General features: G+C 67.9%; 30 protein-coding genes. 19 read left to right on the plus strand and 11 right to left on the minus strand.

Annotated elements, in window-relative coordinates; all coding sequences use genetic code 11:
* Positions 1–57: 57 nt before the first annotated feature.
* The 3 genes from ACYVLV_RS07965 to ACYVLV_RS07975 all read right to left on the minus strand — a co-directional run bounded on the left by ACYVLV_RS07965 (position 58) and on the right by ACYVLV_RS07975 (position 1,707).
* Complete coding sequence (locus ACYVLV_RS07965) at positions 58–543, minus strand: quercetin 2,3-dioxygenase (protein ID WP_460809017.1); 486 nt, start codon at positions 541–543, stop codon at positions 58–60.
* 36 nt (positions 544–579) lie between these two features.
* Positions 580–714 carry a hypothetical protein gene (locus tag ACYVLV_RS07970; RefSeq protein ID WP_460809018.1) on the minus strand — a complete coding sequence of 45 codons (135 nt, stop codon included), beginning with the start codon at positions 712–714 and terminating at the stop codon, positions 580–582.
* A 156-nt stretch (positions 715–870) separates the two neighbouring features.
* Entirely contained in the window at positions 871–1,707 is an 837-nt protein-coding gene (locus tag ACYVLV_RS07975) for an LLM class F420-dependent oxidoreductase (RefSeq protein ID WP_460809019.1), read from the minus strand.
* A gap of 74 nt (positions 1,708–1,781) precedes the next feature.
* Here ACYVLV_RS07975 and dapE point away from each other — a divergent pair, with 74 nt between their 5' ends.
* The 5 genes from dapE to ACYVLV_RS08000 are packed head-to-tail and all read left to right on the plus strand — an operon-like array spanning position 1,782 to position 5,168.
* Positions 1,782–2,882: a succinyl-diaminopimelate desuccinylase gene (dapE, locus tag ACYVLV_RS07980; protein ID WP_460809020.1), complete on the plus strand. Its 1,101-nt coding sequence runs from the start codon at positions 1,782–1,784 to the stop codon at positions 2,880–2,882.
* Complete coding sequence (locus ACYVLV_RS07985) at positions 2,879–3,586, plus strand: LOG family protein (RefSeq protein WP_460809021.1); 708 nt, start codon at positions 2,879–2,881, stop codon at positions 3,584–3,586. The genes dapE and ACYVLV_RS07985 overlap by 4 nt, the downstream gene beginning before the upstream one ends.
* A complete protein-coding gene (locus ACYVLV_RS07990; protein ID WP_460809631.1) occupies positions 3,586–3,882 on the plus strand; it encodes a DivIVA domain-containing protein in 297 nt (98 codons plus the stop codon). Before ACYVLV_RS07985 ends, ACYVLV_RS07990 begins: the two co-directional genes overlap by 1 nt.
* An 18-nt stretch (positions 3,883–3,900) precedes the next feature.
* Positions 3,901–4,320 (plus strand): hypothetical protein, encoded by a 420-nt coding sequence (locus ACYVLV_RS07995; protein ID WP_460809633.1) that lies wholly within the window; start codon positions 3,901–3,903, stop codon positions 4,318–4,320.
* A gap of 5 nt (positions 4,321–4,325) precedes the next feature.
* Positions 4,326–5,168 carry a M14 family zinc carboxypeptidase gene (locus ACYVLV_RS08000; RefSeq protein ID WP_460809022.1) on the plus strand — a complete coding sequence of 281 codons (843 nt, stop codon included), beginning with the start codon at positions 4,326–4,328 and terminating at the stop codon, positions 5,166–5,168.
* A gap of 12 nt (positions 5,169–5,180) precedes the next feature.
* Here the strand turns inward: ACYVLV_RS08000 and ACYVLV_RS08005 are convergent, their stop codons facing one another.
* Both ACYVLV_RS08005 and ACYVLV_RS08010 read right to left on the minus strand, forming a co-directional pair.
* On the minus strand, positions 5,181–6,011 hold the full coding sequence (locus ACYVLV_RS08005; RefSeq protein WP_460809023.1) for an enoyl-CoA hydratase/isomerase family protein: 831 nt from the start codon (positions 6,009–6,011) through the stop codon (positions 5,181–5,183).
* 13 nt (positions 6,012–6,024) lie between these two features.
* Entirely contained in the window at positions 6,025–6,825 is an 801-nt protein-coding gene (locus tag ACYVLV_RS08010) for a PaaX family transcriptional regulator (RefSeq protein WP_460809024.1), read from the minus strand.
* Between the two features lie 159 nt (positions 6,826–6,984).
* Between ACYVLV_RS08010 and ACYVLV_RS08015 the strand changes: the two genes are divergently transcribed.
* The 4 genes from ACYVLV_RS08015 to ACYVLV_RS08030 are packed head-to-tail and all read left to right on the plus strand — an operon-like array spanning position 6,985 to position 10,113.
* Entirely contained in the window at positions 6,985–7,152 is a 168-nt protein-coding gene (locus tag ACYVLV_RS08015; RefSeq protein ID WP_460809025.1) for a DUF3117 domain-containing protein, read from the plus strand.
* On the plus strand, positions 7,149–8,726 hold the full coding sequence (locus ACYVLV_RS08020; protein WP_460809026.1) for a leucyl aminopeptidase family protein: 1,578 nt from the start codon (positions 7,149–7,151) through the stop codon (positions 8,724–8,726). The genes ACYVLV_RS08015 and ACYVLV_RS08020 overlap by 4 nt, the downstream gene beginning before the upstream one ends.
* Positions 8,723–9,100, plus strand: a complete 378-nt coding sequence (locus ACYVLV_RS08025; protein ID WP_460809027.1) for a hypothetical protein — start codon at positions 8,723–8,725, stop codon at positions 9,098–9,100. The genes ACYVLV_RS08020 and ACYVLV_RS08025 overlap by 4 nt, the downstream gene beginning before the upstream one ends.
* A 17-nt stretch (positions 9,101–9,117) precedes the next feature.
* Positions 9,118–10,113, plus strand: a complete 996-nt coding sequence (locus ACYVLV_RS08030) for a hypothetical protein (protein WP_460809028.1) — start codon at positions 9,118–9,120, stop codon at positions 10,111–10,113.
* 18 nt (positions 10,114–10,131) lie between these two features.
* Here the strand turns inward: ACYVLV_RS08030 and ACYVLV_RS08035 are convergent, their stop codons facing one another.
* Positions 10,132–10,773, minus strand: a complete 642-nt coding sequence (locus tag ACYVLV_RS08035) for an O-methyltransferase (protein ID WP_460809029.1) — start codon at positions 10,771–10,773, stop codon at positions 10,132–10,134.
* A 216-nt stretch (positions 10,774–10,989) separates the two neighbouring features.
* Between ACYVLV_RS08035 and sigE the strand changes: the two genes are divergently transcribed.
* From sigE to ACYVLV_RS08050, 3 genes are read left to right on the plus strand one after another with little or no spacing between them, the layout of a single operon-like run.
* Positions 10,990–11,607, plus strand: coding sequence for an RNA polymerase sigma factor SigE (sigE, locus tag ACYVLV_RS08040; RefSeq protein ID WP_460809030.1), 618 nt, complete (start codon positions 10,990–10,992; stop codon positions 11,605–11,607).
* Positions 11,607–12,095 carry an anti-sigma factor family protein gene (locus tag ACYVLV_RS08045; protein WP_460809031.1) on the plus strand — a complete coding sequence of 163 codons (489 nt, stop codon included), beginning with the start codon at positions 11,607–11,609 and terminating at the stop codon, positions 12,093–12,095. Before sigE ends, ACYVLV_RS08045 begins: the two co-directional genes overlap by 1 nt.
* A gap of 53 nt (positions 12,096–12,148) precedes the next feature.
* A complete protein-coding gene (locus tag ACYVLV_RS08050; RefSeq protein ID WP_460809032.1) occupies positions 12,149–13,438 on the plus strand; it encodes a S1C family serine protease in 1,290 nt (429 codons plus the stop codon).
* Between the two features lie 7 nt (positions 13,439–13,445).
* On the opposite strand, the gene ACYVLV_RS08055 is transcribed toward ACYVLV_RS08050, so the two are convergent.
* On the minus strand, positions 13,446–13,691 hold the full coding sequence (locus ACYVLV_RS08055; RefSeq protein WP_460809033.1) for a helix-turn-helix domain-containing protein: 246 nt from the start codon (positions 13,689–13,691) through the stop codon (positions 13,446–13,448).
* A gap of 196 nt (positions 13,692–13,887) precedes the next feature.
* Between ACYVLV_RS08055 and ACYVLV_RS08060 the strand changes: the two genes are divergently transcribed.
* Together ACYVLV_RS08060 and ACYVLV_RS08065 are read left to right on the plus strand one after the other, a co-directional pair.
* Positions 13,888–14,463, plus strand: a complete 576-nt coding sequence (locus ACYVLV_RS08060; RefSeq protein ID WP_460809034.1) for a hypothetical protein — start codon at positions 13,888–13,890, stop codon at positions 14,461–14,463.
* Positions 14,463–15,767, plus strand: coding sequence for an AAA family ATPase (locus tag ACYVLV_RS08065; RefSeq protein WP_460809035.1), 1,305 nt, complete (start codon positions 14,463–14,465; stop codon positions 15,765–15,767). Before ACYVLV_RS08060 ends, ACYVLV_RS08065 begins: the two co-directional genes overlap by 1 nt.
* Here the strand turns inward: ACYVLV_RS08065 and ACYVLV_RS08070 are convergent.
* Together ACYVLV_RS08070 and ACYVLV_RS08075 are read right to left on the minus strand one after the other, a co-directional pair.
* Positions 15,730–17,112 (minus strand): hypothetical protein, encoded by a 1,383-nt coding sequence (locus ACYVLV_RS08070; protein WP_460809036.1) that lies wholly within the window; start codon positions 17,110–17,112, stop codon positions 15,730–15,732. The two genes, ACYVLV_RS08065 and ACYVLV_RS08070, sit on opposite strands and share 38 nt — an antisense overlap.
* Positions 17,113–17,114: 2 nt before the next feature.
* Positions 17,115–17,480: a hypothetical protein gene (locus ACYVLV_RS08075; RefSeq protein WP_460809037.1), complete on the minus strand. Its 366-nt coding sequence runs from the start codon at positions 17,478–17,480 to the stop codon at positions 17,115–17,117.
* Positions 17,481–17,644: 164 nt separating this feature from the next.
* Between ACYVLV_RS08075 and ACYVLV_RS08080 the strand changes: the two genes are divergently transcribed.
* Genes ACYVLV_RS08080 through ACYVLV_RS08095 form a run of 4 tightly spaced genes read left to right on the plus strand, consistent with a single transcriptional unit; the run spans position 17,645 to position 21,312 of the window.
* On the plus strand, positions 17,645–19,093 hold the full coding sequence (locus tag ACYVLV_RS08080) for a WS/DGAT/MGAT family O-acyltransferase (protein WP_460809038.1): 1,449 nt from the start codon (positions 17,645–17,647) through the stop codon (positions 19,091–19,093).
* Between the two features lie 19 nt (positions 19,094–19,112).
* Positions 19,113–19,460 carry a DUF6912 family protein gene (locus ACYVLV_RS08085; protein ID WP_460809039.1) on the plus strand — a complete coding sequence of 116 codons (348 nt, stop codon included), beginning with the start codon at positions 19,113–19,115 and terminating at the stop codon, positions 19,458–19,460.
* Positions 19,461–19,489: 29 nt separating this feature from the next.
* Entirely contained in the window at positions 19,490–21,127 is a 1,638-nt protein-coding gene (gene pruA / locus ACYVLV_RS08090) for an L-glutamate gamma-semialdehyde dehydrogenase (RefSeq protein ID WP_460809040.1), read from the plus strand.
* A gap of 2 nt (positions 21,128–21,129) precedes the next feature.
* Entirely contained in the window at positions 21,130–21,312 is a 183-nt protein-coding gene (locus ACYVLV_RS08095) for a hypothetical protein (protein ID WP_460809041.1), read from the plus strand.
* Here ACYVLV_RS08095 and ACYVLV_RS08100 read toward each other — a convergent pair.
* Positions 21,309–21,791, minus strand: a complete 483-nt coding sequence (locus tag ACYVLV_RS08100; protein WP_460809042.1) for a DUF2505 domain-containing protein — start codon at positions 21,789–21,791, stop codon at positions 21,309–21,311. The two genes, ACYVLV_RS08095 and ACYVLV_RS08100, sit on opposite strands and share 4 nt — an antisense overlap.
* Positions 21,788–22,270, minus strand: a complete 483-nt coding sequence (locus ACYVLV_RS08105) for a DUF2505 domain-containing protein (RefSeq protein ID WP_460809043.1) — start codon at positions 22,268–22,270, stop codon at positions 21,788–21,790. The genes ACYVLV_RS08100 and ACYVLV_RS08105 overlap by 4 nt, the downstream gene beginning before the upstream one ends.
* Before the next feature lie 79 nt (positions 22,271–22,349).
* Here ACYVLV_RS08105 and ACYVLV_RS08110 point away from each other — a divergent pair, with 79 nt between their 5' ends.
* Positions 22,350–23,153 (plus strand): tryptophan 2,3-dioxygenase family protein, encoded by an 804-nt coding sequence (locus tag ACYVLV_RS08110; RefSeq protein ID WP_460809044.1) that lies wholly within the window; start codon positions 22,350–22,352, stop codon positions 23,151–23,153.
* Positions 23,154–23,171 lie beyond the last annotated feature (18 nt).

Here is a 23,171-nt window from a genome sequence, read left to right on the forward strand (position 1 = left end):
AACGATCTCGACACCCCATTTGGCGAACTTCGCGGGGCCATTTGACGAACTTCGTGGTCAATCCAGGGGCGGAGGGGGAGGCCCTAGAAGCTGGATCCGGAACTGGGCGCAGACCTCAGCGACTCGGGCACCGTCGACCTCGGTTGGCTCGGGGAGGACTGCGTCTTCGGAGGGGGTGCCCAGGGTGCGTACGAAGTCGCCGAACTGCGCCGGGGTGCTGACCTGGAAGACTCGGGCGGTGTCGGAGAGCACCTGGAACTGGTGGGCGCGCTGCTTGGGCAGGAACACCGTGCCGCCCTGGGTGACGACTTCCTCGATGTCACCCGTGGTGAATCGGACCTCGCCCTCGAGAACGTAGAACAACTCGTCCTCAACGTCGTGGCTGTGCAGCGGCGGCCCGAAGCCTCGTGGTCCGGTGAACTCCAGGGCGGTGAAGGCGCCGTCGGTGTTGTCTCCGTCGACCTTCAAGGTCTGCAGGGTGTTGAGGAAGTGCCAGTGTTCGCCCTCGGCGTTACCGAGAATCATCGGGGTTTGCAGGGTCATTGCGGCTCATCTCCAAGGTGAGTGATGGGTGGCGGATCAGTCGCCCCGGTGAGGACCGACGACGAAGAGCTGCTCGGCGTACCAAGACGCGAACAGATGCGCGACCAGCTCATGGTGGAACCACGGTGCACACGAGGCGAAGTCGACCCCGCCGGCGTTGATAGTGGTCACAAAAAACACCCCTGGATGCGTTGCCCGAGGATCTTGAACCGATCCTAGGGATCGCAGCGCGCTGCCGGTATCCCCCAGATGAGGGGTATTCGTAACCGCCGGCTCATCGCGTCCCCATCTGGCGAACTTCGACGCCCCATTTGGCGAACTTCGTGGTCAGCGGCGGGCGGAGAGTTTGTCGAGGTAGGTGAGGACCTCGTCGGGGGATCGATCCGGGACGCCCCAGATGAGGTCGGTGGCGCCGGCCTGCTCCCAAGACTCCAGGTCCTCGGGGGAGGGACGGCTCGCGATCAGGACGTGGACCTGGGGCTCGCCGTCGCGACCGGCGTCGGCCCAGGCCGATCGGAGGGCGCGGATCTTTCCGGGGACGTCCTGCTCGATGGGGGTGGTCATCCAGCCGTCGGCGTGGGCCACGATCCACTCGATGGTCTTCGGCCCGAGGCCGGCGCCGACGATGATGGGCAGGTGGGCCTGAGTCGGTTTGGGATAGGCCCAGGACTTGCCGAACGACACGAACTCCCCGTCGTACGACGCCTCGTCCTGCGTCCACAGGGCACGCATCGCCTCGACGTACTCCTTCAGCACGGTACGCCGCCTCGCAGCGGGGACGTGATGGTCCTCGAGCTCGTCGGTGTTCCATCCAAAGCCTGCGCCCAGGGTCACCCGTCCGCCTGAGAGGTGGTCGAGGGTGGCGATCGACTTGGCCAGGGTGATGGGGTCCGACTCGACGGGCAGCGCTACGGCGGTCGCCAGTCGGATGCGGGAGGTCACCGCGGCGGCCGTGGCCAGGGAGACCCACGGGTCGAGGGTGCGGCTGTAGCGATCGTCGGGCAGGTCCTCGCCCCCGGTGGGATGCGCGGCGTCGCGGCGGATGGGGATGTGGGTGTGCTCGGGCACGTAGAACGTGTCGAACCCCCGCTCCTCGGCCGCACGAGCCAACTCGGCGGGGGTGATCCCCCGGTCAGAGGTGAACAGAACTACTCCGTGGCGCATAGGGCGAGGGTAGCGGCAGAAATAGAACGTGTTCCAGTTCTTCGGACGGAATTCCGGCTGGTTGACTGACCACCATGAGCCAGACCCCCTCCTTGGACCTTGATGTCGACGTCGTCACCCTGACCAGGGACCTGGTGGACATCGAGTCGGTCAGTCGCGACGAGCAGGCGATCGCCGACGCGGTGCACGAGGCCCTCGAGAAGCTGCCTCATCTGAGCGTCGTCCGGCGCGGACACACGATCGTGGCCCGCACCGACCTCGGCCTGGAGGAACGGGTGATCATCGCCGGGCACCTCGACACCGTGCCCCTCAACGACAACCTGCCGAGTCGACTCGACGAGGAGACCGGTCTCCTGCACGGCCTCGGGACCTGCGACATGAAGGGCGGCGACGCGGTCATCCTGCGCCTGGCGGCCACCCTGACCGAGCCCAATCGTGACGTCACCTATGTGCTCTACGAAGCCGAGGAGATCGACGAGGTATTCAACGGCCTGCGTGCCTTGAGCGAGTCAGATCCCGACCTGCTGCGCGCCGACTTCGCCATTCTGATGGAACCCAGCAACGGCGTGGTGGAGGCAGGGTGCCAGGGGACGTTGCGCGTGGAGGTCACCGCCCGCGGTGAACGCGCCCACTCCGCCCGAGCGTGGAAGGGCGTCAACGCCATCCACGGAGCCGCCGACATCCTGGCGCGATTGGGCGCCTACGAACCCCGCACGCCGGTCATCGACGGTCTGGAGTACCACGAGGGCCTCAACGCCGTCAGGATCCGCGGGGGAGTGGCCGGCAACGTCGTGCCCGACGAGTGCGTCGTCGAGGTCAACTATCGCTTCGCCCCCGACGTCTCGACCGACCAGGCGCAGGCCTTCGTTCACGAGTTCTTCTCCGGGTACGACGTCCGCCTCACCGACCTGGGGGCCGCAGCGATGCCGGGCCTGGACCGACCCGCCGCTCGTGCGTTCGTCGAGGCCGTCGGTGGCGTCGTCAACCCCAAGTTCGGATGGACCGACGTGGCTCGGTTCACGGCCCTCGGCGTCCCAGCCGTCAACTTCGGTCCGGGAGATCCGCTCCTGGCGCACAAGCAGGAGGAACACGTGCCGATCGCCCAGATCCGCGAGTGCGAGGTTGCCCTGCGCACCTGGCTGACCACCGCCGTCGTCTCGGAGGAGATCCGATGAGGCACCCGGACGGTTCGACCGCCGATCAACGACTCCTCGACTCCCGCGGCACCAGCGACTGGGTGCACACCGACCCATGGCGCGTGCTGCGGATCCAGAGCGAGTTCGTCGAAGGCTTCGGCACCCTGGCGGAGTTGGGGCCGGCCATCGGCGTCTTCGGATCTGCACGAACCTCCCCCGATGACCCGATGTACGCCGTCGGCGAGCGGGTCGGCGTCAAGCTCGTCGAGGCGGGGTACGCCGTCCTCACCGGTGGGGGGCCCGGAGTCATGGAGGCCGCCAACAAGGGGGCCAGCGAAGCCAATGGTGTCAGCGTCGGGCTGGGGATCGAACTGCCCTTCGAAACCGGTCTGAACGACTGGGTCGACCTGGGGATCAACTTCCGCTACTTCTTCGCCCGCAAGACCATGTTCGTGAAGTACTCCCAGGGATTCGTGGTGATGCCCGGCGGACTCGGCACCCTCGACGAACTCTTCGAGGCCCTCACCCTGGTGCAGACCGAGAAGGTGACCGCGTTCCCGGTGGTGCTGATCGGGGTGGACTACTGGTCCGGACTCCTGGACTGGTTGCGAAACACCGTCCTGGCGGACGGCAAGATCTCCGAAGCTGACCTCGACCGCCTCCAGATCACCGACGACGCCGACGAGGCCGTCCGCATCGTCACCGGTCGGATGAGTGACTCCGACGGCGGCGATCCGTCGTGATGTGGCTGTTCGCCGCCCTCATCGTGCTGGCCATGGGTGGGGTCGCCATGCTGGCCTCAGGGCACGGCGCCCCCCTGTCGGCCGAAGCGCACGATCGGGTCCCCTCGACGGTGCCCACCGACGGCCCACTGCGGGCCACGGACCTGCGTCACGCCCGCTTCTCGGTGGTGCTGCGCGGCTACCGGATGTCCGAGGTGGACGCGTTGTTGCATCGTCTCTCCACCGAGCAGGAATCCGCCGAGTCGAACGAGGCGGCCGAGTTGAGGGATCTGCCCGATAACGATCTGCCCACGTGAGACGATCGCGCCGTGTCCATGTCGGTGCTCGTCTACTTCCTCACGGCGCTCGCGCTGTTGGCCGTCGTACTCACCCGGGTGCGCCTGGCCGGTGAAGCGGGCGGCGGACGGGTTCGGGTCTCCGATCGGCTCCTGAGCGCCCACACCGTGGTCGGGGCCAGCGCCCTGGTCACCTGGCTGTTCTTCCTGGTCCTGGGTGACGCCCTCGGAGAGACTGCGGCCGGGGTGATCGGCATCGTCGCCCTGGCCTTCTGGTGGTCCTTCACGCTCATCGCACTGGGCCTGCTCGCCCGCTGGTTGCCGTCGCGAGGACGCCACGCGGTGCCCGAGCAGAACGACCGCTGGCAGAAGGGCCCCGCACTGTCGCTCCTCGCCCACGGGGGCACGCTCGTGGGCGTCGCGGTCTTCACCTACGCCTACCTCAACAACCTCGTCTGACCGAGATGCCGATGCTGCGCAGTGGACTCGGCATCCTGATCGGCCTGACCATCGTGGGTCTGCTCGCAGCACCGGTCGAAGCCGTCCCCGCCCCGACCAGCCTGAGTGTGATCAGCGCGCAGACAGCAGGAGCCGCGAACCCGACGAGCGCCCGGGCGCCGTCGCGCAATCGCCGATCCGTGCGCGAGGTCCGCGTCCTGGGCACCTCGGTCCAGGGTCGCAAGATCCGCGCCTTCCACCTCGGTCAGCGGGCCACGAAGCGTCGCGAGACGGTGGTGCTGATCTCCACCATGCACGGGAACGAGTCCGCCACCGGTCAGATCCTGCGGGCCCTGAAGGACGCGCCGCCGATCTACGGGGTCGATCTGTGGGTCGTGCCGACGTACAATCCCGATGGAGAGGCGCGCGGCACCCGACGCAACGCTCGCGGGGTCGACCTGAACCGCAACTACCCCAACAACTGGGTCGATCTCGACGGGAACTACGAGTCCGGGGCCGGGCCCGCGTCCGAGCCGGAGACCAAGGCGATGATGGCCTTCCTGCGCGACGTCAGACCCGACCGGATCCTCAGCTTCCACCAGCCGTTGTATGGCGTGGACGTCGACACCAAGCGCCCCGGGTTCGCCCGGAAGGTCGCCCGCAAGCTTCGCCTGCCCCGCAGCTCCTTCACGTGCGGCGGGGTGTGCCACGGGACGATGACCGGTTGGTACAACAACAACTTCAAGGGCAACGCCCTCACGGTGGAGTACGGCGCCCGCCCCGGTCGCCGCCTGATGCGCAAGAAGGCGCCGGTGCAGGTGTTGTCGATCTTCGGCGCCCACATCGACAGCGCACGCATCGTGGAGTAGGCCAGCAGTAGGTCAGCGACCCTCGAAGGTCGGCTTCTCCTTGGCCACGAACGCCGCCACCGCCGCGCGGTGGTCCTCGGTCTTCCCGGTCCGCTGCATCATCTCGCTCTCGAACTCGCAGGCCTCCGCGAAGGAGTGCCCCGCGGCGTACGCCACGGACTGACGCATCGACCCCAACGCGACGGTGGGACCTGCGGCCAGACGAGCAGCCAGGGCACCGACCTCTGCGGTGAGGTCATCGGCGGCGACCACCGACGTGGCCAGGCCCAGATCCAGAGCTTCGGCGGCGGGGATGGTGCGGGGGAAGTAGAGAAGCTCCAAGGCCTTGGCCCGGCCGACGAGCAACGGCAGGTGGTAGGACGCGCCGGTGTCGCACGACAGCGCGACGTTGGCGAAGGCGAGGTTGAAGCCCGCGGCGTCGGAGACGATCCGGAAGTCGCAGGCGAAGGCCAGGCTGGCGCCCGCGCCGGCCGCCACGCCGTTGATCGCCGCGATGACCGGCTTGGCCATTCCCGCGAGTTCCTGAACGATCGGGTTGTAGTGCTCGTCCACCGTGTTGAACAAGGCAGCGGAGCCCCCGTTGTGCAGCAACTCGATGTGCTCCTTGAGGTCCTGCCCGGTGCAGAACGCCTTCCCGGTGCCGGTCAGCACGACACAGCGGGCCTCGGGGTCCGCCGCGACCTGCTTGATGGTGTCGCGCAGGAGGACCTTGGTCGCGATGTCGAGGCTGTTGTGGGCGCTGGGCCGGTTCAGCGTGATCGTCGCGACCCCATCGGTGAGGTCGAGCAGGACGGTGTCTGATGAGGGGCCGGCTGAGGAATCGGTGGCAGGAGGGGTCGTCATGAACCCCAGTTTGTCAGCCGGGCGCCGACGTCGATGTCACGGCCGCGTCGAGGCAGGAGTCCAGGAACCGGTCGGCGGCCGGTTTGAGGCTGCCCGCCACCTCGGTGAAGTTCTGGGCGGCGACCCTTCCGGGCCAGTCTTCGGGCAGCAACTCCAGGGGCAGGCCGGGATCCTGGAAGAGGAACTTGCGCCACTCGTGGACCAGATGGAAGCGGGCGGTGAAGGCGGCCTCGTCGGTGCCGTCGGCGTGCAACGCCTGGCGCACGATCTGATCGCTCAACGAGGGCCAGGCGGCGTACTCCGAGGCCAACCGGTCCAGATCCCACGCGCTCAGCGGGGCAGGGTCCAGATCCGTGACGCGTGCACTGTGGGCCTCGATCCCCGCTCGCTCGAGGACTTCGCTCAGGTTCGCCCGCGGATAGGGGCTGATCCAGGCACCCGCCGCAATCGGTGCGTACCCCAGGAAAGCGAGATCAGCCCGCAGGCGTTCGCGTCGGGTGCGGTTGGACGGCGGGTCGCCCAACACCATGTGCCAGGTCCCGTCCCAGGGCGGGGGAGCGGTCGCATAGATCCTGGCGGAGGTATCGGCGAACCGGCGCTCGGCGGCCTCGGTGGCTCGGTAGCCAGGACCTCCCGGGAGGGTCACCGGCTCCAGCCAACCCTGGACGACCATGCGTGAGATGGCCGTTCGCACTGCCGGTCCCGTGACGCCCACGGGACTGAGGAGGCGTAGGACCCCGGCCACCGAGGCTTGATGATCACGGCGACTGAGGTGGTCGCCGTACAAGTCGAAGAGGGCCGACCGAGCGTGCATGTGGCGCAGTCTGCCATCCGCGGGCCCCGTGGTGAGGCGCGTCCGCGGGCTCGAAGTGAGGGGGAGTGGTGCAGACCACTACGGGGTGGGGGATAATGAATTCATTGTGGAGAGCAGGAGTCCTCTGCGCTCGGTACTTGAACAAGGAAGAGGTGCCGCATGGCGGCAATGAAGCCCCGCACCGGCGACGGTCCGCTCGAAGTGACCAAGGAGGGCCGCGGCATTGTCATGCGCGTGCCCCTCGAGGGTGGTGGACGACTGGTGGTGGAACTGAACGCCGAAGAAGCCACCAACCTCGGTGACGCTCTCAAGAACGTCACCGGGTGACCCAGACCCAACTCCCCCCTCAGATCTCTCCTCCCCAGTTCGCCCTCAGCGAGCTCGCGACCCACGCGATCATCGGTGCGGAGGTCATCGCCCTGGCGGTGTTCCCCTCTCCCGATGATGGCGGTACGCCGCTGCTCGGGCCGGGTGCTGCGGAGGTCGCGGACGAGTTGGGGATGGACCTGATCGGTCTGATCGAGGCGTTGGCGTTGACCGGGAAGGTCGGCGAGGTCGCACGGGTACCCGTGGCGACCGGCGGACCGACCAACCCCGACCTGCGGCTCATCGCGTTCGTCGGGGTCGGCGCCGCCCGGCGACTGGACGTGCGCCGAGCCGGTGCTGCGTTGGCCCGCGAGGTCAAGGGCCGTCGCTCGGTCGCCACCTCGATCGCGTCGCTGACCGATCAGGGAGGCATCGACGCCTTCGTCGTGGGGCTGATGCTCGGCTCGTTCGCCTTCGGCATCCGATCCCACGAGGTGGAATCGGCCCCCGTCGGTCGCGTCGTCCTGACCGGGGCCCGACCCGAGCAGGACGCGGACGAACTCGCTCGTGCCCTGGTCATCGGGGGCGCCGGTTGGCAGGCCCGTCTGTTGGCCACGGTTCCCAGCAACATCAAGAATCCTCCCTGGCTGGCCGAGCAGGCCCAAGCCATGGCGGCCACCGCGGGGCTCGCCTGTCAGGTCTGGGACGAGAACGACCTGGCGGGGCAGGGCTTCGGTGGCCTGATCGGCGTGGGGCAGGCCTCGGCCACCCCACCGCGGCTGATTCGGATGGACTACACCCCAGCGGCGGCCACCGCCGGCGCTGCGCCCGACCGGACCGTCGTCCTGGTCGGCAAGGGCATCACCTTCGACACGGGGGGCCTGTCCATCAAGCCGGGACAGTCGATGGCCACGATGAAGCGGGACATGTCCGGCGGAGCGGTGGTCATGGCCACCATGGCAGCCCTGGCCGAGGTCGGGTGCCCGGTTCGCGTCGTCGGCCTCGTCGCCGCCGCCGAGAACGCCGTGTCTGGGAACTCCCTGCGCCCCGGTGACGTGATCCGGCACTACGGCGGACGCACCAGCGAGGTCAGCAACACCGACGCCGAGGGGCGCCTGGTGATGGCCGACGCTCTCGCGTACGCCGTAAGCGAGGTCGCACCCGACGTCATCGTCGACGTCGCCACCCTGACCGGAGCCGTCAAGGTCGCGCTGGGTCAGCAGGTCGGAGGGATCTTCAGCACCCACGACGAACTGAGCCAGTCCCTGGTCCGGGCCGGTGAACTCGCCGGCGAACCGTTGTGGCCGCTGCCGCTGCACCGCGGGTACGACGACAAGATCGCCTCCAAGGTCGCCGACGCCGACAACGGCGCCTCCGGTCCCGGAGCCATCCTGGCCGCCCTGTTCCTGAGACACTTCGTAGGCGACGTGCCCTGGGCCCACCTGGATCTCGCCTCGGTCGGCGACGTCCCGGAGGACCTGCACGAGTGGACCACCGGGCCGTCGGGCTTCGGGGCCCGCTTGTTGCTCGAATGGCTCGGGAGTCCTACACCGCTGGCCGGTGTGGCCGCTACCGAATCAGGAGTGAAGCCATGAGCAGGGGACTGACCGTGCGCTGGTCGTTGGAGAACGCTCCCGCGGGCGTCGAGGACGAGCTGTCGACGTACGTCGCGACGACGTCCCACCCGAAGTTCACCGGGATGGCCGGGCTGAGTTACAAGACGTGGCGGATGCGTCGCGGGGAGTGGTTCGAGGGCACCTACGTCTTCGCCACAGATCGGGCCCGTGCCGACTTTCAGGCCTCCTTCAGCGCCGGCGCCGCAGATGCGCCCGGCTCGGTCATCATCGGTAGCGCGCCGATCCTGATCGAGGAGTACGACGTCGTCGCCATCGCCGAGGGCTGGGAAGGCTTCAGCACCACGACCGGGCTGAGACCAACCCCCGGTGAAGTAGTGCCCGACCGCCACTAGCGATGGAGTGTGATCTGATGCCCGACGGTCGACGTCTCGTTCTGCACATGGGTATGGGTAAGACCGGCACCACTGCACTCCAGGTGGGCTTCGTCCGGAATCGTGCTCGACTGCGTGAACTCGGCGTCGACTACCCGGAGCACGGTTCCGACGCCGACGCCGCGCAGGGCAGGGTGGTGAGTGGCAACGGGCTGGCGTTGCGCCGGTGGTTGACCGACCGCGAGAGTGACCCTGAGAGCACGGCAATCACCCTGGACGGCTTGATCGAGCAGGTCTCGATGAGTGCCTGTGCAACCGTGCTCTACTCCTCAGAGTTCCTCATCCTCTACCAGCGTGAGCGACTGCGGCAGCTGCGTGAGGAACTACTCGCGATCGGGGTGCGACTGCAAGCGGTGATCCACGTTCGCGACGTCGCTGGCCACGTCGTTTCTTCCTACTCCCAGGTGGTCAAGCGTGGTCTGTTCACCGGAGACCTGACGGCCTACGTCAACGACCAGTCGGTCATCGGTTACCGCCCGCACCTCAACCGGCTCTTCCCGCTCAGCCGGATCCTGGGACCCGAGAATGTAGAGGTGGTCCACTACGACGGGGTGCGTGACCGGCTGTTCACCGACTTCCTCGATCGCATTCTGCGCCTGGCTGACACCAGCGGGCTGGATCTGACGCCGGGGGAGATAAACCGGTCGCTCACGGCCGCGGAGATCCAGTTGATGCGTCGGGTGAACGCTGGGCTGACCAACCAGGCTCAGGCGAAGCGGGTCAGTGACCTGCTGATCCAGCGGCCCCATTCTGGGGAAACCGGGCCCGTGATCACGACCGCCGAGTTGGCTTTGCTGCACGAGAAGTTCGAGGATCTGGTGGCCAAGGTACGCCGCGAGTTCCTGCCGGAGGCCCCCTATGGGGTCCCTTCCCGCGGTGTGAAAGTAGTCGATTCTCTCCCCTCGGAACAGGAGTGGAGCGACCGGGAGGAAGCAAGCCTCAACCTCGTCGTCGGGCTCGCGACGCGACGCTAGCGGTGCCGGGGCGGCCCATCAGGCGGGTTCGGCGACCCATTCCTTCTTCGCGAGCAGCAGGCCGTCTCCGACCGGCAGCAGCAGCGAGACCAGGTCCTCACGGTCGGTGATCGTGCTCGTGAGGTCGCGGATGGCCACCGTCTCCTCGTCGCGCTGGGAGGGATCCGCGACGCGGTCGTGCCACAGGGCGTTGTCGAAGGCCACGACCCCGCCGGGACGCAGCAGGCGCATCGCCTCGGCCAGGTAGGCGGAGTACTCCGTCTTGTCCCCGTCGCAGAAGACGATGTCGTAGTGACCATCGGTCAGGCGGGGGAGCACGTCCAGGGCGGCGCCCGCGATCGTGCGCACCCGTTGGGTGGGTATCGCGGCCTCCTTGAACGACTCGCGCGCCAGGCGTTGGTGCTCGGTCTCGATGTCCACTGTGGTCAGCACGCCGTCGGCGCGCATCCCGGCCAGGAGCCACAGGCCGGAGACTCCGGTGCCGGTGCCGACCTCCACGACCGATCGAGCGTCGAGCGCCGAGGCGAGAAAACGCAGGGCCGCGCCGCCGCCGGAGCCGATGGGGGTCACTCCGACCTCGGCCGAGCGGCCACGGGCGGCGAGGATGGCATCGCTCTGTGCGACGTAGGACTCAGCAAATGACCAACTGGCGGCGTTCACCGCTGGGGTGGACGGCTGGTGAGCAGAACTGGTGATGACGGCCTCCTGGGATCGTTAGGGGCAAACCTAGTGGTTGGCCCCGGTCCGGACCGGGAACAACGCCGTAGGGCCGTTCGTTAACCACAATCACAGGCTGCTTTCAGATTCGATGCCTACATTGATCCCACCACGCTTCGACACCCGATCCACCACCCACTCGAGCCAGGGAGCCACCGCATGTCGGACCACAGCGAGACCGCTCCGGTCGACGAGGTCCCGACCTGGGACGAAGTGGTCGAGCAGCACTCCGCGCGTGTCTACCGGTTGGCCTACCGCCTGACCGGCAACCGCCACGACGCCGAGGACCTCACTCAGGAGGTCTTCGTCCGCGTCTTCAGGTCCCTGGACACCTACACCCCCGGCACGTTCGGAGGCTGGTTGCACCGGATCACGACGAACCTCTTCTTGGATCAGGCCCGGCGCAAGCAGCGGATCCGGTTCGACGCGCTGTCGGACGAACGAGCCGACCGGCTGACCAGTGGTGATCCGGCGCCCGAGACGGCGTACGACGACCGCACCTTCGATGACGACATCGAACGCGCGCTCGCCACCCTGCCCCCCGACTTCCGGGCCGCGGTCGTGCTGTGTGACGTCGAGGGCCTGACCTACGAGGAGATCGCCGAGATCATGGGCGCCAAGTTGGGCACGGTGCGGTCCCGCATCCACCGCGGTCGCGCCATGTTGCGCGAAGCCCTCTCCCACCGGGCGCCGACGGCGGACCGGCAGCGCTACTCCGGCCCAGTCGCCGACTCCGACCGGGTTCACACCGGCCCCCGGGGCCGAGGAGGAGCGTGATGGGTCCTCTCAACCACCTCGGTCCGATCGGCCACCTCGGTGACCGGGTCAGTGCACTGCTGGACGGGCAACTCTCCGCCGAGCACAGCGAGCGGGCCTGGCAACACGTGCACACCTGCCACCAGTGCCGGGACCTCGTCGAGCGGGAGGGATGGATCAAGACACGATTGGCCGGACTCTCCCGGTCCGAGCGCGATGCGGAGGCTCCCGATGACTTCCTGGGGTCGCTGCTCGGCCAGCCCCCCGGCGAGGTTCTGCTGGCGATGTCCCAGGGGCCCTCGGATGCAGCAGCGGGCCGCGGCGTACGCCGTGGTGTCGGGTTCGCGGTCATGGGTGGCGGAGCGATCGGCGCGGCGATGATGGGGGTGCTGGCGTTGGGGGCCGCCCCGGCCGATGCCCCCTCCATCGATCGACGGGTGCCGTCGACCCAACTGCTCCCGGCCTCCCCGACCCCGGTCCTGGGACCGGCCCGACGCACCACCCCGTGAGTCGGGCCCGGACAACCGGCCCGTGAACTTGCCCCGCGGGGGATGATGGGGCTGTGACCGACGACGACCTGACCCCCGAGCCGCCGGCTGGCTCACCACCCCAGGGCACGCCGTCGCTGCCGCCTCCCTCGTGGATCCCTCCCGGAGCGAGCCCGACCTACCCGCAGGCCTCGCCAGAGGCGTTCGTCCCGCAGCAGACCCCGATCAGGGAAGCGTCCGCGGAACCGGTGCGAGTGCGGGTCAGTGGCTGGCTCTGGCCCCTCGTCGCCGCCACTGCCCTGATCGTCGGTGTGGTGGGCGGGGTCGGTGGTGCCGTGGCCTACGAGCGGTTCCAGACGCCCACCCAGTCCCCGGGATCGGTGTCCGGTGGTCTCAACGACGTCGACACCGTCTCCCTGCCCCCCTTGACCGGGGACGACGGCAGCATCGCCAAGGTCGCCCAAGAGTTGCTGCCCAGCACCGTGCAGATCTCCGCCCAGTTCGAGGGACAGGAAGGGGGTGCGACGGGTTCGGGGTTCGTCTTGGACAAGCAGGGCCACATCATCACCAACAACCACGTCGTGGCCGACGCTGCCTCGAGCAACGGACCGATCCAGATCGTCGACCAGGAGGGCAACCGCTACGACGCCACGGTCGTCGGTCGCAGCCCGGTCTACGACCTCGCGGTCCTCTACAGCGAAGACGCCACCGGCCTTCGCCCCGCAGCCCTGGGCGCCTCACGCAAACTCCGGGTGGGACAGACCGTCGTCGCCTTCGGTTCACCGCTGGGGCTGACCTCGACGGTGACCTCCGGCATCGTCAGTTCCCTGAACCGACCGGTCAGCACGGGCGACTCGGCCGACGACTCCTCCTACATCAACGCCGTGCAGACCGACGCCGCCATCAACCCCGGCAACTCCGGAGGACCCCTGGTCAACCTGCGGGGTCAGGTCGTCGGGGTCAACTCGGCCATCGCCACCAGCGGGGGAGGGACCTTCGACCAACAGGCCGGCAACATCGGTGTCGGGTTCGCCATCCCCATCGAGCAGGTGCGCGTGACCGCCGACGAGATCCTGCGCACCGGCAGGGCCAGCTATCCCGTGATCGGGGCAGAGGTGCAGACCGGTGGTCAGAGCAGCGAGGGTGCGCTGATCCGCAAGGTTCTCGAGGACACCCCGTCAGCCGACGCAGGTCTGCAGGTCGACGACCTGGTCACCGCCGTAGACGGGACCCGGGTCACCGACGGCATCTCGCTGATCGTGGCCATCCGCAGCAATCAGCCGGGCGACACCCTCGAGTTCAGCTACTTGCGCGGCGGTGAACAGCGCACCACGTCGATCACGCTGGGCTCACAGACCGGCTGACCCGGCCTCACTCGGAGCCCACCTCGGACTCTGTCTCGACGAACGGGTGCTCGGCGACGAAGGTCTGGGCCTGTTGGTACATCCGCGCGATGTACTCCTCCAGTTTGGTGGCCTCGACACGCCACTGACCGCGACCGCCGATCTTGATCGCTTCGAGGTCTCCACGTCGGACCAGGGCATAGACCTGGGCGCTGGAGGTGCTGAGAACCTCAGCGACATCAGCGAGCGTCAGGAAACGGGGGGTTCCGGCCATGGAACCATGGTCGCACCTGTCGGGGTGCGGTGGTGGAACGCCCGCCGGAACTGTGGATAAGGGATGGTCGATCGCGCGAGGACGGGGCACAATGACGTGTGTGTCGACGAATCTCGGGATTCCTGGCGCCGCCGCGCCTCCGCCAGCCGTTCGGGCTTCAACCCCCGGATGGCGAGACCCGCGCCTGTGGGTCGGAGTGGCCATCGTCGCGGTCTCGGTGATCATCGGCGCTCGAGTGTTGGCCGCCGCCGACGACACGGTCGCGGTCTGGGTGGTCACCGACGACCTGGGGGCGGGCGGCTCGGTGAACACCGATGTCCTGGAGGTACGCCGGGTCCGGTTCGCCCAGGACGACGCGCTGGGTCGCTACCTTCTCGCCAGCGAAGAGCTCCCGCCCGACGCCCAACTGACCCGCGGCGTGGGTGCCGGGGAGCTGCTTCCCCGGGCCGCCCTGGGCACGGCCTCCGACGGGGACACCGTCGAGGTGCCGATCGCGGTCGAGGACGAACAGGTCCCCGACTCGGTGGCGGTCGGTTCGGTCGTGGACATCTACCTCGTGGGCACCACGGGCTCATCGGGGGAGGAACGGCCCTCGGGAGGACCGGTCCTGGCCGGGGTGAGCGTGGTGGCTGCGGCCGGCGTCGAGGACAGCTTCGGCACCTCCGGCAAACGGCAGATCGTCGTGGCGGTGGATCGTGAGGATGTGGACGGGTTCTTCGGCGCGCTCAGCGCAGCCGAGACCAGCATGATCACGGTCGTGCGGGCCGGCTGATGCTGGTCGTGTTGGTCGTCGCCTCAGGGGCCACCTGGGAGTCCAGGGCGCTCACGATCCTCAACGGGGACCCGGGGATCGTCGTTCTCAAACGTTGCGTCGACCTGGACGATCTGCTGGCCACCGCCTCGTCCGGCCAGGCCCAGGCCGCCCTCGTCGGGCTCGAGACCCCTGGCCTCGATGCGTCCGCCGTGGACCATCTGCGCGGGGCGGGAGTGCGGCCGGTCGCGGTGGCCGACGCCCCTGTGGCCGAAGCCGCGCGGATGCGCGCTGCTCGCGTCGGGATCGGCTCCGTGCTGGCCGATTCCTCCCTGGACGACCTGCCTGCGCTCCTGGCGGCCGAGGAGGGGCCGGTGCCGGGGGGAGCGGCATCCGGGTGGTCCACCGGGCCGGTAGCCGCGCCGGAGTCGAAGGGCGCCGGTGCGGACGGGGTCGGCCGGAAGCTCGCGGTCTGGGGACCGGCCGGCGCCCCCGGACGGAGCACCCTCGCCGCGGGTATCGCCGCCGAGATCGCGCGCCGGGCCACGGCAGTGGTGCTGATCGATGCCGACCCGTACGGCGGCACCCTGGCTCAACAGCTCGGCGTACTCGATGAGGCCTCCGGTCTCCTCGCAGCGGCCCGGTTGAGTGCCACTGGTGGCCTGGGTGAGCACTTCGCGAGCACGGCACGAGGGCTGGGACCGCACCTCTCGCTCGTCTCCGGCCTCCCGCGGGCCGACCGGTGGGTCGAACTCCGGCACGGCGCTGTGGAGGACCTGATCGAGACCGCCGCCGGTCGCGGCCACGTGGTCGTCGACGTCGGGTTCAGTCTCGAGCAGGACCCCGGGGCGGACCTCGGCGGCAGACCCGGTCGCCACCACGCGACCCTGGCCGCGTTGAGCCTGGCCGACGAGGTGGTCGTCGTCGGCGCGGCCGACCCGGTGGGGCTGTCCCGCCTCGCGCGCGGTCTGGTCGAGGTGCGTGAGCACCTCCCGAGCACCCCGGTGCGTGTGGTGATCAACCGTATGCGCGCGACCCTGGGGTGGACCGAGCAGGACATCGCCGCGATGATCTCGGGCTTCGTCCGGCCAGAGGCACTCCACTTCCTCCCTGACGACTCCGAAGCCGTCGACCGTGCGCTGGTCACCGGCCGGACCCTGCTCGAGTGCGGCGAGTCACCGCTGGTTCGGTCCTTGGTCGCAGTCGTTGACGGGTTACTCGGGGACGGGTTGTTGGAGGACGGGTTGCTTGAGAAGCGTGCGGATGGCCCAGTCTCGTCCCCGCGTCTCAGGCGGAGAAGAGCAGGTACAACCCGCCGGCGGTGAAGGCGACCATCGCGAGGAGCAGGGGCAGTTGCCCGGTGAGTTGGTGGCGTCGGGGCAGGATCGAGATGGCGCGGTCGTGGGCGGCCATCACGCCGACGACGTGGCCCATCACCACCGCGACGACCTTGAGATTGGCGACCAGCGCCTGTTGGTAGACCAGGAAGTACTGGATGCTCAGATCGCCGGTGCCGAAGTAGTTACTGCCGTCGCTGAAGGGATCGCTGACCTGGATCAGCGTGCGCTGTCCGACCTCGATGAAGTAGGTCAGGTAGTGCGCCACGATGTAGCCGAGGATGATCGGGACGACCGAGTGCGCGAAACGATCGGGCAGGCTCCAGCGTCGCGTCGCCGGGTCCACACCGGTCAGCGCAGAGGCGACCGCGAAGATGCCGGTCGCACCCCCACAGAAGGCGAGCAGCGCGAGGTTGTTCAAGACGTCGGCGGAGACCGAGGCGGACTGGATGAACCCCACCCACGGTGGGGATTCGCGGAACGAGTCGAAGACCGTGCTGCCGAACAGGATTCCCACGACCCCGACCAAACCCGGCGCGATGACCACCGTGGCGACGTTGGCCAACGGGCTGCGGACCAGGAGTCGGCCGCCATCCTCGTCGGAGGACCAGGCCCATACGGAGAGTTTTCCGATGAGCGTGGAGTACACCTCGAAGGGGTCGGCGCGTTCGTAGAACCGGCTGCCGAAGACCGCGCCGCCGAGCAACATCACCGCGAGGTACGCCGCGCACCAGAGGCGGACCGCTCCCAACTGGGTGGACGAGGTGCTGACGAGTTCCATCCACACGAAGGCGAACAGTCCCAGGGCCGCGGGCCAGTAGCCCCATCTGGTCGGGTAGGGCAGCATCCCCTCGTCCGGATCGCTGCCGGAGAGTTTGGCGAAGGCCCAGTTGATGGAGCGCACCGGACTGATCGCCTTGTAGAACGGGCCGAAGAGGAACGAGAGCGGAACGAGTCCCACCCACAACCACACGTAGAAGATGCCGAAGATCGGGTTGATCAGGAGGTTCTGGCCGAACACCGCCACCACGGCGGTGTACGCGAAGAGCACCAGACCGAAGATCCGCAGAACCACATGGAAGGCGGTCGAGCCGACCACGGCGCTGATCGGGCCCGGGGCCGGTCGGCCGGTGCTCGGGGCCGGGTTCTCGTGCCCCGTTGCGTAGCGCGGTCGGCGCCACGCCACGGCCAGGATCGTGAACGATGCCACCAGGGCCGCGACGGCCCCGGAGATGGCCAGCGACAAGGAGATCGGGAGGTCCTTCTGGCCACCGACCCCGTGACTCAAGATGCTGCCGTCGACGATCTGCCACGGCACGAGGAGCACGGACACGCCTAGCGCACCTCGAGTTGGACGATGGTCCTGCCGAGGTCGTGGGACTCGACCTCCACCACGCCGGGGCTGTCGATCACGAGCTTGAAGGTGGTGGTGCCCGGCTCGAAACCGAACTCCTGCTCCTCGGGCCTGGTGTGCACGTGGATCTCACCGGGTGCATCGGACTTCACGACCAGGTCGACCTGTTGACCCACCGCGACCTCGACTCGTTCGCCGTTCGGGGTCACGCTCTGGTCGTTGATCTCGATGTCGATGACCGCAGGGGTCGAATCGTCGGCCGGAGCGTCGTCACTCGACGATCCGCAGCCGCCCAGCCCCACCACGGCGAGGACGAGAAGCGCAGCCAGTTCGCGGGTTCGGGGCATGGACTCTTCCTGGTTGTTGGGCTGATAGTGGGTCGCGTGGGCGGAGGCGGGGGCGGACAGGTGCCACAGTGCGCCAACACCTCTGTCAGAATCCCACGACGAGCAAACTGTGCCGCTCCGGGGCAAATCCCGCAGAGTCCTGGATATCGGGGAAGGATAGCGAGATGAGTGATCGGCTACGTCCGAGGGATCTGTCCTTCCTCACGGCAGAGACCCCGAAGATGCCCCTGCACAACGCCACGGTGGAGATCTTCGAGCCCGGCGAGTCCGGGTTCGACTACGACCGACTGCTCGAACTCATCCACGATCGCATCTCCTTCGTGCCCCGCTACCGGCAGCGCCTGCGGGGTGTTCCCGGCGGCATCGCCAACCCGATCTGGGTGGACGACGAGCACTTCGAGATCGGCTACCACGTACGCCGCTCGGCCCTGCCCCGTCCCGGGACCAGTGAGCAACTGCGCGAGTTGGTGGCGCGCATCGTCTCCCGGCCACTGGATCGCAGCCGCCCGCTGTGGGAGATCTACTTCGTGGAGGGGCTGGCGGACGACCGCGTGGCGCTGCTCTACAAGACCCACCAGGCCATGGTCGACGGCATCGACACCGTCGACCTGGGCCAACTCCTCCTGGACAAGTCGGTCGAGCCCAAGGCCATGGAACGCGACGACTGGCAACCGGTGCGGGTCGGTTCCGCCATGGGTCTGGTCGCCGGCGCCGTCAAGGAGTCGTTGACCGAACCGACCACGCTGGTCGACACCCTGCGCACCACGTCGACCGCGACCCTGCGCCGCGCCGATCAGATCACCCGTCGCACGCGCAGCGTCGCGAACGCCCTGGCCGGCCGCCGCCCCGAGCGGCGTACCCCCCTGAACGGCCCGCTGTCCCAGCAACGTCGAGTCGTCACCGTCGACACCCGGCTCTCGGACTACCAACTGATCCGCAGGGCTCATGGCGGCACCGTCAACGACGTCATCCTGGCCACCGTGGCGGGCGGTCTGAGGTCCTGGTTGATGACCCGGACCGAGTCCCTGGCGGGCCTGCGCCAGGTTCGGGCAGTGGTTCCGGTGTCGGTGATCGACCAGGAGCTGGAGGCGACGTCGCTGGGCAGCCAGATCGCCGCCCACTTCGTCGAGCTCCCCGTCGGTGAGGCCAGTCCGGTCGTGCGGCTCCACCAGGTGTCCTACTCCTTCCAGGCGCACAAGGAGACCGGCCGCGGCGTCGCGGCGAACCGTCTCGCGGGCATCGCCGGCTTCGCGCCCACCACCTTCCACGCCATCGGATCGCGGGTCGCCGCCGAAGAACTGCGGCGGGGCTATCACCTCAGCGTCACCAACGTCCCCGGGCCGCAGTCCCCGCTCTACGCGGCCGGAGCCAAGATGGTCGGGAGCTACCCGGTTCCGCCGCTGCGCGCCGATCACCCCGTGGCCATCGCCGTCACCTCCTATGACGGCGGCGTGTTCTACGGCATCACCGCCGACCGCGACTGGGTTCCGGACGCCGACCTGCTCGGCACGTGCATCGCCGAGGCCCTCGAGGAGCTGGTCGAGAACTCCGACGACGAGCGACAACGTGCCCCCCGTGGTCGCCGCCGTAAGTCCTCGCCCAAGACCACGTGACCGTCATGACTGATCTGCGATGAGTGAATCGACGCGGCACTATCTGCCGACGACGAGGGACGAACTCGCCAGCTGGTACGACGCCGGCCAGGTTCCCCCGACCGAAGGGTTCTTCGTACCGCCCGAGGACTCCGAACTGGGGGAGTACTCCGCCCTGATGGATGCCGCGGACCACTCGGCGACTCTGTGCGGTGGCGACGGTCGTCGCATGGTGCTCGTGGTGGAGACAACTGGAGTCGCCGCCCAGGAATCCATGGCCTGGCGTCTGGTGGTGGCCCTGCACGTCGACGTCGTGGCCGGGGCGAACCCGAACGAGGAGTTGGCGTGGTACGCCACCCAGGAGATCGGCCCCCTCCTGGGCCGGTGATCACACCGCGACTGTGACAACATCGGCCTATGGACGCCATCTCCTTCCCGCCGGCCCCGATCAACGAGACCAACCTGACCTACGCTCCCGGTAGCCCCGAGCGGGCCGCGCTGGTGAGCGAGATCGAGAGTCTCGAAGGCAAGCAGCACACCTTGCGCGCTCACGTGAACGGACGCAAGCGCAACGGTGGCGGCGCGGAGATCAAGGTCGTTCAGCCCCATGACCACCAACACGTGTTGGGCGTCATGAAGAACTCGACGACCAAGGACACCGAGGCTGCGATCAAGGCGGCCAAGGAGGCCTCGCTTCCCTGGCAGCGGATGCCCTTCGACGAGCGGTGCGCCATCATCTTGAAGGCGGCCGATCTGTTGGCCGGACCGTGGCGGCAGCGGATCAACGCCGCCACCATGCTGGGTCAGTCCAAGACCGCCTTCCAGGCGGAGATCGACGCGGCCTGTGAGCTGATCGACTTCTGGCGGTTCAACGTCCACTACGCGAAGCAGATCCTCGCCGATCAGCCGATCGCCAACAGCCCGGGCATCTGGAACCGCACCGATCACCGACCGCTCGAGGGCTTCGTCTACGCGATCACGCCGTTCAACTTCACCGCCATCGCGGGCAACCTGCCCACGGCTGCGGCGTTGATGGGGAACACGGTGCTGTGGAAGCCGTCCCCGACCCAGCAACTCGCGGCGTCGTTGACCATGGAACTGCTCGAAGAGGCGGGGATGCCGCCCGGGGTGATCAACATGCTTCCCGGTGACGGACTCGAGGTCTCCAAGGTCGCCCTGACCCACCCCGACCTGGCCGGCATCCACTTCACCGGCTCCACCCCGACCTTCCAGCACCTGTGGCAGACCATCGGCACCAACATCTCCGGCTACCGCACCTACCCGCGGATCGTGGGGGAGACCGGCGGCAAGGACTTCATCCTGGCCCACCCCTCGGCCGACCCCGACGTCTTGCGGGTCGCGATGATTCGCGGTTCCTTCGAGTACCAGGGGCAGAAGTGCTCGGCCGCCTCGCGGGCCTACGTCCCGAAGTCGCTGTGGAAGAAGATCAAGGACCAACTCATCGCCGATGTCGACGGGCTCGCCATGGGCGACGTCACCGACTTCTCGAACTTCATGGGCGCGGTCATCGACGATCGGGCGTTCGCCAAGCACAAGGCGGCCATCACGCGTGCCAAGCGCACCAAGGGTCTGGAGATCGTCGCCGGCGGCCAGGTCGACGACTCGGTGGGCTACTTCGTCCGGCCGACCGTCGTCACGGCGACCGACCCCAACGACGCCATGTTCTCGACCGAGTACTTCGGACCGATCCTGGTCGTGCACGTCTACGACGACAGTTCCTCGACCGGCTTCGAGAAGACTCTGGCTCAGCTGGAGAGCGCAGCCCCGTACGCCCTGACCGGCGCGATCATCAGCCAGGACCGCGGGGCCATCGACTACGCCCGACGCGAGCTTCGGTTCGCTGCAGGCAACTTCTACATCAACGACAAGCCCACCGGTGCCGTGGTCGGTCAACAGCCCTTCGGTGGCGGTCGCGCCTCGGGCACGAACGACAAGGCCGGCGCTGCGATCAACCTGCTGAGGTGGACCTCCCCGCGGTCCATCAAGGAGACCTTCGTGCCGCCCAAGGACTTCCGCTACCCCCACATGGACTGAGGGTGGAACCCGTCCTCCCGCTCCATCTCGGCAGCCTGCACCCGATCGAGCAGGCGCTGACGTTGCTGCTCGCCTTCGGGCCGCTCGTGGTTCTGGCGCTGGTGATCAGACACCAGCGCCAGGAACCCGAAGCGGAGGAACTTGCCGGTGAGCCGCTGCCCGGCGAGGTCGAGCAGACTCCCTAGCGGGCCAGGTAGTCGCGGCCGACCTTGTTCTCTGCCACCAGGGCCTTCTTCAGCAGATCGACCAGGAGCCCCTCGAGTTTGCCCGCGATCAGCGGGATCCCGACCTTGATGTCGAGGGTCACCGTCTCGGTGGTGACCCCGTTGTTCTCCTCGATCCGGGCGGTGCCGTTGATGTCGCCGGGCTTGTTCGGGATCGAGATCGAGATGTCGCCCAGGAGGGGTGAGGACCAGATCTCCTTCTGCACGATGTTGGTCTCGTCGCCGACGATCTTCTTCGCGAACGAGGGCACCCCGGCGGTGGGCTGCCACTGATCGATGGTGACGTGCATGCCCTCCCCCACGGGCTCGATGGAGATGTCGTGTCGGATGACCCGTTGGTAGGCGCAGACCTCGGCCCGGAAGGCCGGGTCGGCCAACATGGCCGACACCTTCTCGGCGGGTGCGTCGTAGGTCAGTTCGTGAACCAGTCGCTTGCTCATCGGTCTCCTCCTAGCCAGGCGACGCCGACGGCGTGTTCGACGTCGTAGCCACTGTCGATCTGGTCGGCCATCAGGGCCTCCAGTTTGCCACCGATCAGGGGGACCTTCACCTTGACCTCGAGTTCGATGATCTCTGTCGTCGTGGCGCCGCCGGACTCCAGGCGGATCGTGCCCGACGCGTTGGTGGGCTTCCCGGGCACGGTGATGGACAAGGATCCACCGGTCGCGCCCTTCCAGTCCTCCTTGATGACGGCGTCGGTGGTGTCACCGGCGATCTTCTTGGCGATGGCGGGGAGATCCTTGGTGTTCTGCTTCTGATCCATTGACATCGAGAACCCGTCACCGGACGGGATGATGGTCACCGTGTGCGAGACCACTTCCTGGGCCTCACAGACCCTGGCCCGGAAGGTCTCGTCCGCCAGCATGGCGAAGACGTCCTCCGGGGATGCGTCGTAGGAAAGCACCTTGTTGAATTTCATGGGCCCATCATGGCGGTCCAGGCGCGGTGCGGCATAGGAAGACCGCAATTGAGACGCAAGATCATGGCAGAGTCCTGGTGTGTCCGATCATGAGAACGAGTCCTTCGTCCACTTCGGCGAGCAGGGTGCCCAGTTGACCTACGGCAGCTACCTGCGGCTGCCGCAACTCCTGGACAGCCAGCACCTGGAGTCCGACCCCCCGGCGCATGACGAGTTGCTCTTCATCACCATCCACCAGGTCTACGAGCTGTGGTTCAAACAGTTGCTGCACGAGGTGAGCGCCGCCCGCGATGCGATGTTCTCCGGGGAGCTGTGGCGAGCCCAGCACCTCCTGGGGCGCGTGCACACCATCGAGCGATTGCTGGTGCAGCAGGTGGACGTCCTGGAGACGATGACGCCCCAGGACTTCCTGGAGTTCCGCCAGCGGCTCGCCCCGGCCAGCGGGTTCCAATCGGTGCAGTTCCGCGAGCTGGAGTTCCTCTCGGGGGCCAAGGATGCGACGTACGTCGATCGGTTCCGTGGGCTGACCGCGGCCGAGGAGGCGCGGCTGCGCAGCCGACTGGAGGAACCGGATCTGTGGGACGCCTTCGTGCGGGTGATCTCCGATCACGACCTGGCTCACGGGGGCGAGGCGGAGATCCTGGCTTCCCTGCGAACCGTCGCGCACGACCGATCTCGGTACGCCGCCGTGTGGGCTCTGGCGGAGGCGCTGCTGCAGCACGACGAACTCGCCGCCAGCTGGCGGGCTCGCCATGTGGTGATGGTCGAGCGGATGATCGGGACCAAGTCCGGGACCGGAGGATCAAGCGGTTCGGCTTATTTGAGAAGCCGACTCGCTTTGCGTTACTACACGCCGTTGTGGGACCTGCGAAGTGAACTGTGAAGGTCTAAGGTCTGAGGC

It is taken from the genome of Nocardioides salsibiostraticola, from assembly GCF_054783655.1.